The sequence below is a fragment of the Candidatus Shikimatogenerans bostrichidophilus genome (assembly GCF_033370915.1).
Lineage (GTDB): Bacteria > Bacteroidota > Bacteroidia > Flavobacteriales > Blattabacteriaceae > Shikimatogenerans > Shikimatogenerans bostrichidophilus_M.
Genome location: NZ_CP104096.1, coordinates 87,723 through 106,509 on the forward strand (window position 1 = coordinate 87,723; position 18,787 = coordinate 106,509).

Annotated in this window: 16 protein-coding genes, 3 tRNA genes, 1 rRNA gene and 1 pseudogene; 15 read left to right on the forward strand and 6 right to left on the reverse strand. The window is 15.9% G+C overall.

Annotation, left to right across the window (positions count from 1 at the left end):
- The first annotated feature begins 4 nt into the window (after nt 1-4).
- Nucleotides 5-117, forward strand: a 5S ribosomal RNA gene (rrf, locus tag N2591_RS00500).
- Nucleotides 118-124: 7 nt separating this feature from the next.
- Here rrf and N2591_RS00505 read toward each other — a convergent pair.
- Entirely contained in the window at nt 125-1,408 is a 1,284-nt protein-coding gene (locus N2591_RS00505) for an alanine--tRNA ligase-related protein (RefSeq protein ID WP_318165854.1), read from the reverse strand.
- 11 nt (nt 1,409-1,419) lie between these two features.
- Between N2591_RS00505 and N2591_RS00510 the strand changes: the two genes are divergently transcribed.
- Complete coding sequence (locus N2591_RS00510; RefSeq protein WP_318165855.1) at nt 1,420-1,953, forward strand: ClpP family protease; 534 nt, start codon at nt 1,420-1,422, stop codon at nt 1,951-1,953.
- Nucleotides 1,946-2,971 carry an ATP-dependent Clp protease ATP-binding subunit ClpX gene (gene clpX, locus N2591_RS00515; RefSeq protein ID WP_318165856.1) on the forward strand — a complete coding sequence of 342 codons (1,026 nt, stop codon included), beginning with the start codon at nt 1,946-1,948 and terminating at the stop codon, nt 2,969-2,971. Before N2591_RS00510 ends, clpX begins: the two co-directional genes overlap by 8 nt.
- Here clpX and N2591_RS00520 read toward each other — a convergent pair.
- Complete coding sequence (locus N2591_RS00520; protein WP_318165857.1) at nt 2,957-3,751, reverse strand: TrmH family RNA methyltransferase; 795 nt, start codon at nt 3,749-3,751, stop codon at nt 2,957-2,959. The two genes, clpX and N2591_RS00520, sit on opposite strands and share 15 nt — an antisense overlap.
- Nucleotides 3,752-3,755: 4 nt before the next feature.
- A complete protein-coding gene (locus tag N2591_RS00525) occupies nt 3,756-4,376 on the reverse strand; it encodes a hypothetical protein (RefSeq protein ID WP_318165858.1) in 621 nt (206 codons plus the stop codon).
- Here N2591_RS00525 and argS point away from each other — a divergent pair, their 5' ends adjacent.
- The 6 genes from argS to groL are packed head-to-tail and all read left to right on the forward strand — an operon-like array spanning nt 4,377 to nt 11,883.
- A complete protein-coding gene (gene argS / locus N2591_RS00530; protein WP_318165859.1) occupies nt 4,377-6,104 on the forward strand; it encodes an arginine--tRNA ligase in 1,728 nt (575 codons plus the stop codon).
- 28 nt (nt 6,105-6,132) lie between these two features.
- Nucleotides 6,133-7,464 carry an asparagine--tRNA ligase gene (gene asnS, locus N2591_RS00535; RefSeq protein ID WP_318165860.1) on the forward strand — a complete coding sequence of 444 codons (1,332 nt, stop codon included), beginning with the start codon at nt 6,133-6,135 and terminating at the stop codon, nt 7,462-7,464.
- Nucleotides 7,454-8,617, forward strand: a complete 1,164-nt coding sequence (locus tag N2591_RS00540; protein ID WP_318165861.1) for a cysteine desulfurase family protein — start codon at nt 7,454-7,456, stop codon at nt 8,615-8,617. Before asnS ends, N2591_RS00540 begins: the two co-directional genes overlap by 11 nt.
- Entirely contained in the window at nt 8,614-9,954 is a 1,341-nt protein-coding gene (miaB, locus tag N2591_RS00545) for a tRNA (N6-isopentenyl adenosine(37)-C2)-methylthiotransferase MiaB (RefSeq protein ID WP_318165862.1), read from the forward strand. The genes N2591_RS00540 and miaB overlap by 4 nt, the downstream gene beginning before the upstream one ends.
- Nucleotides 9,955-9,992: 38 nt before the next feature.
- A complete protein-coding gene (locus N2591_RS00550; protein WP_318165863.1) occupies nt 9,993-10,262 on the forward strand; it encodes a co-chaperone GroES in 270 nt (89 codons plus the stop codon).
- A gap of 7 nt (nt 10,263-10,269) precedes the next feature.
- Nucleotides 10,270-11,883: a chaperonin GroEL gene (gene groL / locus N2591_RS00555; RefSeq protein WP_318165864.1), complete on the forward strand. Its 1,614-nt coding sequence runs from the start codon at nt 10,270-10,272 to the stop codon at nt 11,881-11,883.
- A 21-nt stretch (nt 11,884-11,904) separates the two neighbouring features.
- On the opposite strand, the gene N2591_RS00560 is transcribed toward groL, so the two are convergent.
- Entirely contained in the window at nt 11,905-12,306 is a 402-nt protein-coding gene (locus N2591_RS00560) for a SufE family protein (protein ID WP_318165865.1), read from the reverse strand.
- 13 nt (nt 12,307-12,319) lie between these two features.
- On the opposite strand from N2591_RS00560, the gene lepA reads away from it, so the two are divergent.
- The 4 genes from lepA (at nt 12,320) to N2591_RS00580 (ending at nt 14,357) form a co-directional block, all read left to right on the forward strand.
- Complete coding sequence (gene lepA / locus N2591_RS00565) at nt 12,320-14,095, forward strand: translation elongation factor 4 (protein WP_318165866.1); 1,776 nt, start codon at nt 12,320-12,322, stop codon at nt 14,093-14,095.
- Between the two features lie 23 nt (nt 14,096-14,118).
- Nucleotides 14,119-14,202: transfer RNA gene (locus N2591_RS00570), tRNA-Ser, on the forward strand.
- Nucleotides 14,203-14,204: 2 nt separating this feature from the next.
- A tRNA-Pro gene (locus N2591_RS00575) sits at nt 14,205-14,280 on the forward strand.
- Between the two features lie 3 nt (nt 14,281-14,283).
- A tRNA-Arg gene (locus N2591_RS00580) sits at nt 14,284-14,357 on the forward strand.
- Between the two features lie 31 nt (nt 14,358-14,388).
- Here N2591_RS00580 and N2591_RS00585 read toward each other — a convergent pair.
- Together N2591_RS00585 and def are read right to left on the reverse strand one after the other, a co-directional pair.
- On the reverse strand, nt 14,389-15,456 hold the full coding sequence (locus tag N2591_RS00585; protein WP_318165867.1) for a chorismate mutase: 1,068 nt from the start codon (nt 15,454-15,456) through the stop codon (nt 14,389-14,391).
- Nucleotides 15,457-15,489: 33 nt separating this feature from the next.
- Nucleotides 15,490-15,924 (reverse strand): peptide deformylase, encoded by a 435-nt coding sequence (def, locus tag N2591_RS00590; RefSeq protein ID WP_318165868.1) that lies wholly within the window; start codon nt 15,922-15,924, stop codon nt 15,490-15,492.
- 7 nt (nt 15,925-15,931) lie between these two features.
- Between def and N2591_RS00595 the strand changes: the two genes are divergently transcribed.
- A complete protein-coding gene (locus N2591_RS00595; protein WP_318165869.1) occupies nt 15,932-17,332 on the forward strand; it encodes a CCA tRNA nucleotidyltransferase in 1,401 nt (466 codons plus the stop codon).
- A pseudogene (gene mutL / locus N2591_RS00885) lies at nt 17,322-18,272 on the forward strand (DNA mismatch repair endonuclease MutL); the annotation flags it as partial. The gene N2591_RS00595 and the pseudogene mutL, both read left to right, overlap by 11 nt.
- Between the last annotated feature and the right edge of the window lie 515 nt (nt 18,273-18,787).

Sequence of the window (18,787 nt, forward strand, 5' to 3'; positions counted from 1 at the left end):
AAAAATGGGTGGTTAAAATAATAATATTCACCTCTTACCATTCCGAACAGAGAAGTTAAAATTATTATCACTGATGATACTAATTTTAAAAAATTGGGAAAGTAAGTACTGCCCATTTTTTTATTTAAATTTCAATTAATTTAGTATTAACAATTTTTAAATTATATTTTTTAGCTATTTTTTTAATAATAAAATAATATAATCCATATGTTTCATAAAAAAATAAAATTAATTTATTGTCAATTAATTTTAAATTAGAATTAATAATTTTATCTTTAATAAAATTTTTAACTATAAAAATATTTTTTTTTAAAATTAAAAAATAATTTAATTCTTCTTGTTTTAGAAGTTTAATAATTTTTTTTTTTTTTTTATTAAAAATAGGGATAATTTTAAATAAAAATGGTTTTTTAATATTTAAAAATTTATAAGAATAAATTAAAGATCTTCTAATTAATTTTCTAATAATATATCCTTCTTTTTTGTTATTAGGTATTACTCCATCTAACATAGAAAAAAAAATAGTTCTAATATGATCAGATATAATTTTAATAACTATATCAATTCTTTTATTTTTACCATATTTAATACATAAAATATTTTCAATTATTTTGATAATAGGAGTAAAAATATCAGTATCATAAGTAGATTTTTTATTTTGTAAAATCATACATAATCTTTCTAATCCCATTCCAGTATCTATATAATTATTAGATAATAAATATTTATTTTTTAAGATTTTATTATTTTTAATAATATATTTTATATTAACAATATTCCATAATTCTATTACATAATTATTATTTTTATTAACTAAATATCTACCTAATTTTTTACTTTTTTTATTTCTTATATCAATATGTATTTCGGATGAAGGACCACATAAATTAAAATTGTCTATTTTCCAAAAATTATGTTTTAAACCAAAAAATAAAATATTTTTTTTATTAATTAATTTTTTCCATATATTATAAGATTGTTTATCAAATTTTAATTTATTTTTTTTATCACCTTTAAAAATAGTAACATAAATATTATTTTTAGATATTTTATATTTTTTAGTTATTAATTCCCATGCATATTTTATTGCGGTTTTTTGGGAATATTCACCTAATGACCAATTCCCTAACATTTCAAACATAGTGTGATGATAATTATCATAACCTACTATATTTAAATCATTATTTTTACCAGTAATTCTAATACATTTTTGAATATTAGCAATTTTTAAATATTTAGGTTTTTTTTTATTTAAAAAATATTCTAAAAATTGATTTATTCCAGAATTAATAAACATTAAATTAGAATATTTTTTATTTTTATTTATTATAGATAAAGATTTAAAAATTTTATGTTTTTTTTTTTTAAAATAATTTAAAAAAATTTTTTTAATTTTCTTATATTTCATATTAATAATTTATGGATATATTTACTAAACTTTTAAAGGAAAGAATAATATTTATAGGTACTGAAATTAATAGTGAAATAGCTAATATAATACAATCTCAATTATTATATTTAGATTCAATAAATAATAAAAAAATTAAAATATATATAAATTCTCCTGGTGGAGATGTATATTCAGGTTTAGGAATATATGATACAATGCAAATAATTAATTCAGATATATCAACAACTTGTGTAGGTATAGCAGCATCTATAGCAGCTATATTATTATGTTCAGGAAAAAAAGGTGAAAGATATAGTTTAAAACATTCTAGAATAATGATACATCAACCAATAATAAAAAATTTAAATGGACAAGAATCAGATATAGAAATAAAAGTAAAAGAAATAAAAAAACTTAAAAAAGAATTATATAATATTATTTCTTTACATACATATAATACATTAGAAAAAATAGAAAAAGATGCTGATAGAGATTTTTGGATGGATTCAGAAAAAGCAAAAAAATATGGAATGATTGATAAAATATTATATAAAAATGTTTAATAAATTAAAAAGTCCTAAAAATATAAAAAAAATATTAGATAAATATATAGTAGGACAAAATTATGCTAAAAAAGTATTATCAGTAACTATTTATAATCATTATAAAAAAATATTATATAATAAAATAGAATTTGAAAAATCAAATATTTTAATAATAGGAGATACAGGAACTGGAAAAACTTTAATAGCTAAAACAATATCAAAAATATTAAAAGTTCCATTTGTTATGGTAGATGCTACTGTATTTACTGAAGCAGGGTATGTTGGAGAAGATGTAGAAAGTATTTTAACAAGATTATTACAAGTATCAAATTATAATATAAAATTAGCTGAAAAAGGTATAGTATATATTGATGAATTTGATAAATTATCAAGAAAAAGTAAAAATCCTTCAATTACTAGAGATGTATCAGGTGAAGGGGTACAACAATCATTATTAAAATTTTTTGAAAATTCTATAGTTTATATTTCTCCTTATATTGGTAGAAAACATCCTGAACAAAACCTGATACCTATAAAAACTGATAATATTTTATTTATTGTAGGAGGGACATTTGAAGGTATTAAAAAAATAATAAAAAATAGAATTAATATAAATAAAATAGGATATGATAATATTATTAAAAAAAAAAATAAAAAAAAAAATATTTTAAAATATATTAATACAAAAGATTTACAAAATTTTGGTTTAATACCTGAAATAATAGGTAGATTACCAATAATTATTACTTTAGAAAAACTTAATAAAAAATATTTAAAAAAAATTCTTATAAAACCTAAAAATTCATTAATTAAACAATATATAGAATTATTTAAAATTGATAATATAAATCTTAAAATAGATAACTCTTTTTTAAATTATATAGTTAATAAATGTATAAAATTAGGTTTAGGTGCTAGAGGCTTAAATAATATATGTGAAAAAATATTTATAAATATTGCATATAAAGAAATTAAAGAAAATAAAAAAAAAAGAACAATAAAAATAAATAAAAAAAAAGTATTAAAAATTAAATAATTTAATTCTTAATATTTCATATATAATAATTGCAAAAGAATTACTAACATTTAATGAATTTATTTCACCATACATAGGTATATGTATATAATTTTTAATATATTTTTTAAATTTTTTAGATATTCCATTATGTTCATTACCAAATATAATACCTATATCTTTATTATAAATATTTATATTTTTTTGATATAGACATAAATTATTTTTTTTATATATAGATGTACCTAATAAATAATAATTATTAATAATATATTTTTTAAAATCATTAAAATTTAATATTAAAATAGGTACAATAAATATACATCCTAAACTTGATCTAATAATATTCGGATTATATATATCTTTTTTATTTATAAAAATTATAAAATTTATAATATTTGTAGCTTCTACTGTTCTAATAATTGAACCTATATTACCAGGTTTTTCTATATTATCTATTATTAGAACAATACTATTATTAATTTTATTTTTAATATATTTTTTAAATTCATTTAAATAATTAATTTTTTTTTTTTTAAAAACTCCTAATATACCTTCAGTATTTTTACGATAAGAAATTTTTTTATATTGTTTTTTATTAATATAAATAATATATTGTTTTAATATACAATAATCATGATTAATTTTATTAAATATTTCTTTACATATAAAAATTTTATATAATTTAAATTTACCTTTTAAGGCCATTTTAATTTCTATATTACCTTCAACAATTATATAATTATTTTTAATTCTTTTTTTATTTGATTTTTGTAATTTAATAATATCTTTTATATACATAGAATTATATATATATTGGTTCACATAAATTTATATTTTTTATATATTTTTTTTTTTTATAAAAATTATAAGATAAATAAATAATATTTAAGTAATTAATTTTATAAAAATAAAAATTATTATTAATAAATAAATTATATTTAATAAATTTTTTATATTTTTTATTTATAAAAAAAAAATAATTTTTATTTTTATTTATGAATTTATATATATTATTAATTATTTTTAATTTTTTAAAATCATAAATTTTTATATATATTATTTTTTTATTATATGAAAAAATAATAAATATTATTTTATTATATTTTTTAATTAAAAATTTTTTTTTATTTATTAATATTAATAAAAAATCGTTTACAATAATTAATGGGATTTTTAAAGCTAAACATATACCTTTTGCCGTTGATAATAAACTTCTTATTTTAAAATAATATATTGATGGTCCTAAATTTACACATACTGCATTTAATTTATTAAGATTAAAATTATAATTTAATAAACATTTATTTATATTTTTATGAATTGAATAATAAGTTTTTTTTATTAAATATAATAATTTACCGTTATATGAAATATTAGAAAATATATAATTATTATTTTCATTAATATTTAAAATATAAGTCATATGTTAAATTTAATATATAAAATTAAAAAAATATATAATAAATATAAAATTAAAAATAATATAACCAAAAAAATTAAAGTTTTATATAATAAAAATAATAAATATGGAGATATAACAATTATATTATCAAATAATAAAAATGATATAAGTGATTATTTATTAAGTAAAATAAAAAAATATATTTTAAATTATGAAATAAAAAATAATTATTTAAATATTTTTTTAAATAATAATTATTATAGAAAAATAATAAATAAATTTTTAATATATAAATATAATATATATAATATATATAAAATTAAAAATAATAATAAACTTATTATAATAGATTATTCATCACCTAATTCTAATAAACCTTTACATATTGGACATTTAAGAAATATTTTAATAGGTAATACTTTATCTAATATATTTAAATTTTTAGGTTTTAAAGTAATTAAAAGTCAAATAATAAACGATAGAGGCATTCATATTTGTAAATCAATAATATCATGGAAATTATTTTTTAATGGAATAAATCCAGATTTAAAAAAAATTAAAGGTGATCATTTTGTAGGTAAATTATATTTTAAATTTGAAAAAGAATTAAATAAAGAAATTAATAATATATCAAATAAATATAAAATTGATAAAATAAGAGCAAAAAAAAAATCTTATTTATTTAAAAAAGTAAAAAATGAATTAATAAAATGGGAAAATAATAATAAAAAAAGTATTTTATTATGGAAAAAAATAAATTCATTTGTTTATAAAGGATTTAAAACAACATATAAAAAATTAAAAATTAAATTTAATGAAACACTTTATGAAAGTAAAACATATATTTTAGGTAAAAAAAAAATTAAAGAAGGAATAAAAAAACAAATATTTTTAATTGATAAAAATAAATCAGTTTATTTTTTATTTAATAAAAAATATAAAATAATATTATTAAGAAGTGATGGAACTTCATTATATATAACTCAAGAAATAGGAACTTTATTATACAGATTAAAAAAATATAAAAAAATATATTTCTTAATATATGTAGTAGGTAATGAACAAAGTTTTCATTTTAAAGTATTATTTAATATAATAAAAAAATTAAAATTACCAATTAATAATAATCAATTATATCATTTATCATATAATACAGTAAATTTTTTAGGTAAAAAAATAAAATCTAGAGAAGGAAAAAATATAATTTTTATAGATAATTTAATTAATAAAATGTATAAATATGTTAAAAAAAAATTTAATAATATAAAAAATAAAAAAATATTAAATAATATATCAATATCTACTATAAAATATCAATTTTTAAAAATTAAACCTAATAAAATAATTAATTTTAATTTAAAAAAAGTTTTAAATTTAACTGGAAATACATCATTATATATACATTATACATATGTTAGAATATATTCAATTTTAAAAAAAAATAATAAATGTTTTTTAATAAAAAAAAAATATAACAATTTTATTAAAAGAAATGAAAAAGATATAATAATAGATATAATTAAATATCATGAAATATTAAAAAAATCAGCAAAATATTATGATACATCAATTTTAATTAATTATATATTTTTATTATCAAAAAAAATTAATAATTTTTATCATAAAAATAAAATTTTATCAAATAATAAATATAAAAAAAATATAAGATTAAATATATGTAAAATAATATTAAATATATTATATAATACAATGAAAATATTAAATATACCAATTATAAATAAAATATAATATAGATATTTTTAATATTTTTTTAAATATGACTATAAAATATATTATAAAAAATAAAAATAAATTAATAAATAAAAAAATTTGGATAAAAGGTTGGGTAAAATATTTTAGAAATAATTTATTTTTAGATATTAATGATGGTTCTACTATTAATAATATACAAATTGTTTTAAAAAAAAAAATTAAAAATATAAATATTGGAATAACGTTAAAAGTATTTGGAAAATTAATATTATTTAATAATAATATTGAAATTATACCATTATATATAAAAAAATATGGTAATATAGATAAAAAATTTTTTAATAATAGTATTTTACAAAATAAATTTCATAATTTACATAAATTAAGAAAACAAAAATATTTAAGATTTAGAACTAAAATATTTTCTACAATTATGAGAATAAGACATAATTTATCTATATTAACACATAATTATTTTAATAAAAAAAATTTTTATTATATACATACTCCTATTATAACTTATAATGATACTGAAGGAGTAGGCAATATGTTTAAAGTAACTACTTTAGATATACATAATAAATATTATAAAAAAGATTTTTTTGGTGATAAAGCTAATTTAACAGTATCAGGACAATTAGAAGCTGAAAGTGCTATGTTAGGGTTACGTAAAGTATATACATTTGGTCCTGTATTCAGAGCAGAAAATTCAAATACTAATAAACATTTATCTGAATTTTGGATGATAGAACCAGAAATAATGTTTTATAATTTAAAAAAAATAATAAAATTATCAGAAAATTTTATTAAATATTTAATAAAAAAAATATTAAAAAATTGTAAAGAGGAATTATTATTTTTAGAAAATTATAATAATAAAAAAATTATTAAATATTTAAAAAATATTTATAAAAATAAATTTATAAAAATAAGTTATAATAAAATAATAAAAATATTAAATAAAATTAATAAAATTTCATGGGGGGATGATATAAATTCAAATAATGAAAAAATATTATTTAAAAAAATATTTAAAAAAAAAATACCATTAATAATATATAATTGGCCAAAAACAATAAAACCTTTTTATATGAGAATTAATAAAGATAATTTAACAACTAAGTCGTTTGATATATTATTTCCTTATATCGGGGAAATAATAGGTGGTTCAGAAAGAGAATATTCATATAAAAAATTATTAAAAAGTATAAAAGAAAAAAAAATAAATATTAAAAAAATAAATTGGTATTTAAATATAAGAAAATTAGGAAATATACAACATAGTGGATTTGGAGTAGGATTTGATAGATTAGTACAATTAATTACAGGTATGAAAAATATAAGAGATGTAATACCTTATCCAAGATATCCAGGAAATAATAATAATGATAAATAAATTAATTTATTTAGATAGTGCATCTAATTGTAGAATGAGAAATGAAGTAATTAATTTTTATAAAAAAAATTTAGATTATAAATATTTTTCTAATCCTTCTTCATTTCATTATTTTGGAAGAAAATCAAAATCATGTATAGAAATATCAAGAGAAAAAATATCAAAAATTATTAATTGTAATCCATCAGAAATATATTTTACTTCTGGGGGAACAGAAGGGAATAATTTAATAATTAAATCAGTAATAGAAACTTTTAAAATTAAAAATATAATATCATCAAAATTAGAACATTTATCAGTATTAAATACAATATTAGAAATTAAAAAAAAAATAAAAATATTTTATTTAAATAATGATAATAAAGGTAATTTAGATTTAAAACAATTAAAAAAAATATTAAAAAAAAATAATAATACTTTAGTAAGTATAATGTATGTAAATAATGAAATAGGTAATATAAATAATATTAATAAAATAGGTGAAATTTGTAAAAAATATAATGCTTATTTTCATTCTGATTGTGTACAATTTATTGGTCATTTTAAAATAAATTTAAAAAAAATATTATGTGATTTTTTAACTGCTAGTGCACATAAATTTTATGGACCTTTTGGAATAGGATTTATTTATATTAAAAAAGAAATAAATTTAAATAAATTTATTATTGGTGGATTACAAGAAAAAGGAATAAGAGCTGGAACAGAAAATATATATAGTATTTTATCATTATATAAAGCATTAGAAATAAATAATAAAAATTATAATAAAGATAAAAAAAAGATAAAAAAATTAAAAAAAAAATGTATAAATTTATTAAAAAAAAATATTGATAATATTAAATTCAATGGATTATCAAATAATTTTAAAAAAAGTTCATTTTATATTTTAAATATAAGATTACCTATTAAAGATGATTTATTACATATAAAGTTAGATTTAAAAGGAATAATGATATCTAAAGGTAGTTCATGTAATATAACAAATAAATCACATGTATTAAAAAATATATTAAATAAAAAAGAATTAAATAATACTACATCTATAAGAATATCTTATAGTATTTATAATAGTATTTTAGATATAAAATTATTTGTATATGAATTAAAAAAAATAGTAGATAATAATTATAATTATTTAATAAAAATAATATGATTAAATATTTCTATATAGAAAGTTATGGATGTCAAATGAATATATATGATAATGAAATTATTATAACAATTTTAACAAATAATAATTTTATATATGTAGAAAATATATATAAAGCAGATTTAATATTAATTAATACATGTGCTATAAGAGAAAAAGCTGAAAAAACAATCTATAATAGATTATTATTTTTAAATTCTATTAAAAAAAATAAAATATTAGGATTAATTGGGTGTATGGCTAATAGGATTGATTATAAATATTTTTTTAAAAAAAAACTGTTAAATTTTATAATAGGACCTGATAAATATAGACTATTACCTAATATAATAAAATCATTAAATGATAATAGATATTCTTATAATGTAATTTTATCTAATGATGAAAATTATAATGATATAATACCTAATAAATTATATAGTAATAATAAAGTATCATCATTTGTAACTATTTCAAGAGGTTGTGATAATATATGTACATTTTGTGTAGTACCATTTACAAGAGGAAGAGAAAAAAACAAAAGTCCAATAAGTATATTAAATGAATGTAAAAAATTATATGATTTAGGGTATAAAGAAGTAATATTATTAGGTCAAAATGTAAATTCATATTTATGGAATGAAAAATCATTTATAAAAAAAAATATTATAAATAAAAAAAAATCAATTAATTTTACAAATTTATTAGAAATGATAGCTAAATCATTACCTAATATGAGAATAAGATTTTCAACTTCTAATCCTCAGGATATGTCAATAGATGTTATAAAAATAATAAAAAAATATAATAATATATGTAAATATATACATTTACCTTTTCAATCAGGTAGTAATAGAATTTTAAAATTAATGAAAAGAAAATATACTAGATTAGAATATATAAATTTAGTAGATAAAATAAAAAATATTATTCCTGATTGTTCATTATCATATGATATAATTACTGGATTTTGTAGTGAAACTAATAAGGATCATATAGATACATTAAATTTAATGAAATATGTAAAATTTGATTTTGGATATATGTTTTGTTATTCACATAGAAAAGGTACTTACGCATATAAAAAATTTAAAGATAATGTACCTATAAATATTAAAAAATATAGATTAAAAGAAATAATAAAATTACAAAGAAAACATTCATTTTATAGATTAAAAAAATATATTAATACTATACAAGAAGTATTAATAGAAGGAATATCAAAAAAAAATAAAAATTATTGGTATGGAAGAAATTCACAAAATTCTATTATAGTTTTTCCTAAAAAAAACTATAATATAGGAGATTTAGTAAATGTTAAAATTATTAATAATACTTCTGCTACATTAATAGGTATTTAATTAAATATTTAATTAAATATTTAATTATATTTAATTGTATGATAAAACCTTTAAATGATCTTGTTATAATAGATCCTTTTCCAGTAGAAAATAAAACATCTTCAGGTATTATTATACCTGATATTGCAAAAGAAAAACAACAAGAAGGAATAGTATATGCAGTAGGACCAGGAAAAAAAAATTATAATATGACTGTTAAAAAAGGGGATAAAGTATTATATGTAAAATATTCTGGTACAGAGTTAAAAATTAATGATAAAAAATATATTATAATGCATGAAAATGATATATTAGCAATAATAAAATAATAAAATTATGTCAAAAGATATAAAATTTGATGCAAGAGATAAATTAAAAAAAGGGGTAGATATATTAGCTAATGCTGTAAAAATTACTTTAGGTCCAAAGGGTAGAAATGTAGTATTACAAAAATCTTTTGGAGGACCACAAGTAACTAAGGATGGAGTAACAGTAGCTAAAGAAATAGAATTAGAAGATCCAATAGAAAATTTAGGGGCTCAAATGGTAAAAGAAGTAGCTTCTAACACTAATGATGTAGCAGGTGATGGAACTACAACAGCTACTTTATTAGCTCAATCAATTATTAGAGAAGGATTAAAAAATGTAGCAGCTGGTGCTAATCCTATAGATTTAAAAAGAGGAATTGATAAAGCAGTAAAAGAAGTAATAAAAAATTTAAAAAAAATATCTAAAAAAGTAGGAAATGAAAAAATTAAACAAGTAGCTTCAATATCAGCTAATAATGATAAAGAAATAGGGAAATTAATAGCAAAAGCTTTTGAAAGAGTAGGAAATAATGGAGTAATAACAGTAGAAGAAGCAAAAGGAATAGAAACTACAGTAGAAGTAGTAGAAGGTATGCAAATTGATAGAGGATATCAATCACCTTATTTTGTAACTAATACTGAAAAAATGATTGCTGAATTAGAGAATCCATACATTTTATTATGTGATAAAAAAATTCACTCTATGAAAGATATAATACCAATTTTAGAATTTATTTCTCAATCAACTAAACAATTATTAATAATATCAGAAGAAGTAGAAGGGGAAGCATTAGCAACTCTTGTAGTAAATAAAATAAGAGGTGCATTAAAAGTAGTAGCGGTTAAAGCACCAGGTTTTGGAGATAGAAAAAAAGAAATGTTAGAAGATATAGCAATATTAACAGGAGGAACAGTAATATCAGAAGAAAAGGGTAATAAATTAGAAAATTTTAAAAAACATTATTTAGGTAAATGCGAAAAAGCTACTATAGAAAAAGAAAATACTATTATAGTAAATGGTTTAGGAAATAAAAATAAAATAGAAGAAAGAGTAAAACAAATAAAATTACAAATAAAAACAAGTACATCTGAATATGATAAAGAAAAATTACAAGAACGTTTAGCAAAACTTTCAGGTGGAATAGCAGTATTATATGTAGGAGCTGCTTCAGAAGTAGAAATGAAAGAAAAAAAAGATAGAGTAGAAGATGCTTTAAATGCAACTAGAGCAGCAGTAGAAGAAGGAATAGTAGTAGGAGGTGGTGTAGCATTATTACGTTCTATAAAAGTATTAGATAAATTAAAAGTAGATAATAATGAAGAAAAAACTAGTATAAAAATAATAAAAAGAGCTTTACAAGAACCTTTAAGACAAATAGTAGCTAATTCAGGTGAAGAAGGTTCAGTAGTAGTAGCTAAAGTATTAGAAGGAAAAGAAGATTTTGGCTATGATGCAAAAATAGGACAATATAAAAATCTTTTTGCTTCAGGAATTATTGATCCTACTAAAGTAACTAGAGTAGCATTAGAAAATGCTTCTTCTGTTGCAGGTATGTTTTTAACTACTGAATGTGTAATAACAGAAATAAAAAAAGATAAAGAAGATTTACCTCAAATGCCTAATACTGGAGGAATGATGTAAGCATGCAATAATTAATTTAATTTAATTATTGCATTTATATGCAATATTTTTAATTTCATTAATAATATTTAGAGTACCATTATATCTAGTATAAGATAATAATTCAATTAAATTAATTTTATCAATAAATTTAATTTTATATTTAATTATTTCTAAAGGAGATTTGTTATTAAAAATTTTTAAAATTAAAAATATAATACCATTAATAATATTAGAATCTGATTTACCAATAAATAATAATTTATTTTTTTTATATTTAAAATATAACCATACATTAGTAATACAATTTTTAACTAAATATTTATTAATTTTATATTTTTTAGGATAATAAGGTAATTTTTTACCTATTTTAATAAAAAAATAATATATTTTATTTTTATCTTTTATTGTTTTTATTTTATTAATTATATAATTTTCAAACATATAAAATAAATATATGAAATTAATAAGAAATTTTTGTATAATTGCACATATTGATCATGGAAAAAGTACTTTAGCTTATAGAATATTAAAATTTACCAAAACTATTAAAAATAATAAAAAAAAATTATTAGATAACATGGAGTTAGAAATAGAAAAAGGTATTACAATAAAAAATCATATAGTACAAATTAAATATAAATATAAAAATAATATATATACTTTAAATTTAATTGATACTCCTGGTCATGTTGATTTTTCATATGAAGTATATAAATCAATATTAGCTTGTGAAGGTGCTTTATTATTAATAGATATATCAAAAAATATTCAAGCTCAAACTATATCTAATTTTAATTTTGCAATTAAAAAAAATAAATGTATTATTCCAGTTTTAAATAAAATTGATTTAAATATAAATTATGATAATGTAATAAAAGATGTAAAAAAATTATTAAAATGTTCAGATAAAGATATAGTACATATAAGTGCTAAAAAAGGTATAGGAATAGAAAAATTAATAAAAATTATAATTGAAAAAATACCTTCACCTAATGGAAATATTAAATTACCATTAAAAGCTTTTATTATTGATTCATATTATGATAATTATAAAGGTATAAAAGTATATTTTAGAATATTTAACGGTATTTTAAAAATTAATGATGAAATAAAATTTTTATCTAATAAAAAAATTATAAAAATTGATAATTTAGGATTATTACAAAATAATAATAATAATAATAAAATATATGCTGGAAATGTAGGATATTTTATATATAAAACTAAAAATTTAGAAGATATAAATATTGGAGATACTATAGTTTCTAGTCATGATATAAAAACTAAATCAATAATAAAAATAAATAACTTTAAACAAATGGTATTTCTTAGTATTTACCCTATAGATAACAAAGATTACAAAAATTTAGAAAAGGCTATTAAAAAATTAAAATTAAATGATTATTCATTTTCTTATTCTAAAGATTTTTCAAATTCTTTTGGTTTTGGTTTTAGATGTGGATTTTTAGGTATTTTACATTTTGAAATAATTAAAGAAAGAATATTAAGAGAATATAATATTAAAATTATTACTACAATACCTAATGTAAAATATAAAATAATATTAAAAAATAAAAATAAAAAATTTATTAATAATCCATTAGATTTACCTAATAAAAATGATATTTCTTATATTGAAGAACCATATATAAAAATTACAATATTAACATATAGTAAATATATAGGTAAAATTTTATCTTATTGTATAAATAAAAGAGGTATTTTTAAAAATCAAATATATAAATCCTTAAATAGAATCAAATTAAAATTTTATATTCCATACTCAGAAATTATATATGATTTTTATAATCAATTAAAATCTATTACTAAAGGATTTTCTTCAATAATTTATAAATTTATAGGATATAAACAATCTAATATTGTTAAAGTAGATATATATATTAATTATATTCTAATTGATGGTTTTTCTTTTTTTGCTCATATTGATAAAGCTTTTATAAAAGCTAAAAAATTATGTAAACAATTAAAAGAATTAATTCCTAAAAAACAATTTAAAATTCCTATACAAGCTTATATATATAATAAAATTATTGTAAGAGAAGATATATCACCTTTTAGAAAAGATGTCACTTCAAAATGTTATGGAGGAGATATATCAAGAAAAATGAAATTATTAAATAAACAAAAAATAGGTAAACAAAAAATGCGTAAAATAGGTAAAATTGACTTACCTCAAAATATTTTCTTTTCTCTTATTAATATAGAATAAAATATTTATATTTATATATAAATGGAGAGTTGCCGGAGTGGTTTAACGGAACAGTTTGCTAAACTGTCAGTATTTTTGCTACATGGGTTCAAATCCCATACTCTCCGTACGGGGTGTAGCGTAGTCTGGATTATCGCGCCTGGTTTGGGACCAGGAGATCACAAGTTCAAATCTTGTCACTCCGATATGGTCACGTAGCTCAGATGGATAGAGCAACTGCCTTCTAAGCAGTCGGTCACAGGTTCAAATCCTGTCGTGATCATAAAATGAATTAAATAACTTTTAAAAAAAAGTTATTTAATTTTTAATTGCAATTTTATAGATTCTTTATGTATTTTATCAAATATTTTTTGTATAAATATTTCATTTAAATTTAATTTTTGACTTATATTTTTATAATTTTCTTTTTGTTTTAACATTATATTTTTTTGTAAAATATCTATTTTATATTTATTTTTAATTTTACCTATTTCATAAGATGATAAAAATCTATTTTTTAATAAATGTAAAATATTTTCATCTATTTCATTAATATTAGTTCTATATATATCTAAATAATTTAAATATTTTTTAATAATAGGTTTTTTTAATAAAATTTTACTTAATATTTCAGTTAATTGGTTAGGAGTTATTTGTTGTTGTGCATCACTTAAAGCTTCTTTAGGATTTTCATGACTTTCAATCATTAAACCATCATAACCATAATTTATAGCTTTTTTAGAAATTTCATATATATATTTAGAATTACCAGCAATATGTGAAGGATCACATATAAGAGGAATATTAGGATATTTTTCTTTAAATTTTAATACTTCTAACCAACATGGTTGATTTCTGTATTTATAATTTTTATATATTGTAAATCCTCTATGAATAATACCTATATTATTTATATTATTTCTTATTAATCTTTCAATTGCTCCTTTCCATAAATCAATATCTAAATTTAGAGGATTTTTAATTAAAATTATTTTATTACTATTTTTTAAACTATCTGAAATTTCTTGAATTGTAAACGGATTACAAGTACTTCTTGCTCCTATCCATAAAATATCTATATTATATTTTAATGCTAATTTAACATGTTCTTTGTTAGCAACTTCAGTAGCTAATAATATATTATATAATTTTTTAGCTTTTACCAACCATTTTAAACCTTCTTCCCCATTACCTTCAAACATACCAGGTTTAGTTCTAGGTTTCCAAATACCTGCTCTTAAAACTTCTACATATGATTTATTTAATGTTTTAGTTATATTAATAATTTGTTTTTCGTTTTCTGCACTACATGGACCAGCAATTATAAAAGGATAAGAAAATTTTTTTATCCAATTATTTTGAATTTTTTTAAGTAAATCCATTTTATTTTATTTTATTTATTAATAATAAAATAATTAATTTAAATAATCTATAATTAATTTCCCTTTAATATGATCATATTCATGTTGATAAATAATTGATAGATTATTTTTAAATATTTTATTATGTTTTTCCCATTTATTATCATAATATTCTACTTTAATTAATTTATTTCTTTTTATATTAGCATAAAAATTAGGTATACTTAAACATCCTTCATTACTAATTATTTTTTTTTTACTATATTTTATAATTTTAGAATTAATAAATATCATTTTTTTATTATTTATACTTATTATAAATAAATTAATATTTTTACCTATTTGAGGTGCTGATAATCCTATACCTTTATAATAATACATAGTTTCAAACATATTCTTTATAATTTTATTTAAATTTTTTTTAAGTCTAATATTTTTATTCTTTTTTCTTAATATTTTATTTTTATATAATATAATAGGTAATATCATAATATATATGATAAACAATAAAATATTTATTTATATATCCTATATAAGTGAAAAATTAAACTATAATACTTATTTAATTGGTGGATATGTAAGAAATTATTTTTTATTTAAAAAAAAATCTTTAGATATAGATATTGTAACTACTGGAAATAGTATAAAATTAGCTAAGTTATTTGCTAAAAAAATATTTTCAAATAATATTTTTTTTTTTAAAAGATATAAAACAGCTATTGTAAAATATAATAATTATAATATAGAATTTGTAAGTACTAGAAAAGAATATTATAATATTTACAATAATAAACCATATATAAAAATTTTAAATTCTATAAAAGATGATCAATATAGAAGAGATTTTACTATTAACTCTATAGCTATAAGTTTAAATAAAAAAAATTATGGGAAAATAATAGATCCATTTAATGGTTTAAATGATTTTAAAAAAAAAATAATTAAAACTCCAATCGATCCTAATATAACTTTTAATGATGATCCTTTAAGAATGATAAGAGCAATTAGATTTTCTTGTCAATTAAATTTTAAAATTGATAAAAATACTAAAAAAGCTATTAAAAATAATATAGATAGAATAAGAATAATTTCAATAGAAAGAATTATACAAGAATTTAATAAAATACTTCTTACTAAAAAACCTTCAATAGGATTAAAATTAATGTTTAAATTTGGTTTTTTATATTTTATATTACCTGAATTTATTTCTTTTAAAGGTAATAATATTATAAATGGTTATTCATATAAAGATAATTTTATTCATTCTTTAAAAGTAATTGATAATATAAAAACTAATAATATATGGTTAAAATGGGCCGCTTTATTACATGATATAGGTAAACCAGTATGTAAAAAATTTATAACCAATAAAGGTTGGACATTTAATTGTCATGAGATTATAGGTTCTAATATGATTCCTTATATATTTCATAAATTAAAATTACCAATGAAAAATAATATGAAATATGTACAAAAAATAATAAAATATAGTTCTAAACCAATTAGTTTATCTAAAAAAAATGTTAAAAAATCAACAATTAAAAAATTTATTTATGAAATAGGTGAAGTAAAAGATATAATTAAATTATGTTATTCGGATATTACTACTAATAATAAAATTAAAAAAAAAAAACTTATACATAAAATAAATAAATTATTTAAAAGAATAAAAAAAATAAAAAAAAAAGAAAATATTAATAATATTAAAATACCTATAAATGGTAATGATATATTAAATACTTTTGATATTAAACCTAGTAAAAAAATAGGTATAATTAAAAAATATATAAAGAATAATATTATTAAAGGTAAAATTATAAATAATTATAAAAATGCTTATAAATTAATGATAAAAAAAGGTAAAAAATTAAAATTAAAATTAAAAAATGAAAATTAATATTTTACCTGAAAACATTATTAAAAAAATATTATCTGATGAAACAATAAAAAATTATTCATCAATTATAAAAGAATTAATTGAAAATTCAATAGATGCAAAAGCTAAAAATATATATATATATATAGATAATTATGTAAATAATATAACAGTTAAAGATGATGGATGTGGTATGTCTTATAAAGATGCTATTATAAGTTATTTAAAAGGTACTACTTCAAAAATTAAAAAAGAAAAAGATTTATTAAATATTAATAGTATAGGATTTAGAGGTAATGCATTATATTGTATTTCTAATATTTCTATTATGGAGATTATAACTAAATCAAAAAATAATAAAATTGGATTAAAACTTATAATAGAATATGGAAAACTTATAAAAAAAATTCCTTATTATTGTAACACTGGTAGTAGTTTTTCAATTAATAATATATTTTTTAATACTCCTAATAAAAAAAAATTTTTATTATCTAATAAAGAAGAATATAATAAAATTAAATATGAAATATATAAATTAATAATAGGTAATAATAAAATAAATTTTAAATTATATCATAATAATAAATTAATTTTTTATTTTAAAAAATCTTCTAAATTAGATAGAATATATAATATATTTTTAAATAAAAAAATTTTAACTTATAAAAAAAAATATAAATATTTAAAATTAAATTTTTTTTTATTTTTTTCTAAAACTAAAAATAATAAATATATTTATGTAAATAATAAATTTATTAATAATAATAAATATTATAAAATAATAAAGAATTATTTATTAAAATATATTAATAAAAAAAAAATAAATTTTTTATTTTTTATTTATATAAATAATAAATTTATTAATTTTAATATTAATTCAGATAAAACTAAAGTAATATTTAAATCAAATATTAAAATTAATAAAATAATTATAAATTTTTTAAAATATTTTATTAATAACAATTATTTTATTAATAAAAAAAAAATTAATTTGTTATTTTCAAAAAAATCAAAAATAACAAATAATAAATTATATTCTAATAAAGAAATTAATTATATAAATTATTTTTTTTTTAATTTTAATAAAAAAAAAATAAAAATATTTAAAATAAATAATAATTATGTAATTTTAATTATTAATAATAAATCATTAATTTTTAATATTAAAAAAGCTAAAGAAAAAATATTATATAATTATTATTTTAATTTAAATATTAAAATAAATTATAAACAATTATTATTATTTCCTATAAAATTTAAAATTCCTTTTAATATTAAAACAAAAAATATATTAAATAATAAAATTAGTAAATATTTTAACATTAAATTAAAAAAAAAATATTTATTAATTTATTCAATACCATATTTTTTAAATAAAAAAAATATTTTTAATTATTTTAATATTATTTTTTTATTATTTAAACAAAATAAAATAATTAATTTATATAAATTAAATATATTTTTTTTATGTAAAAA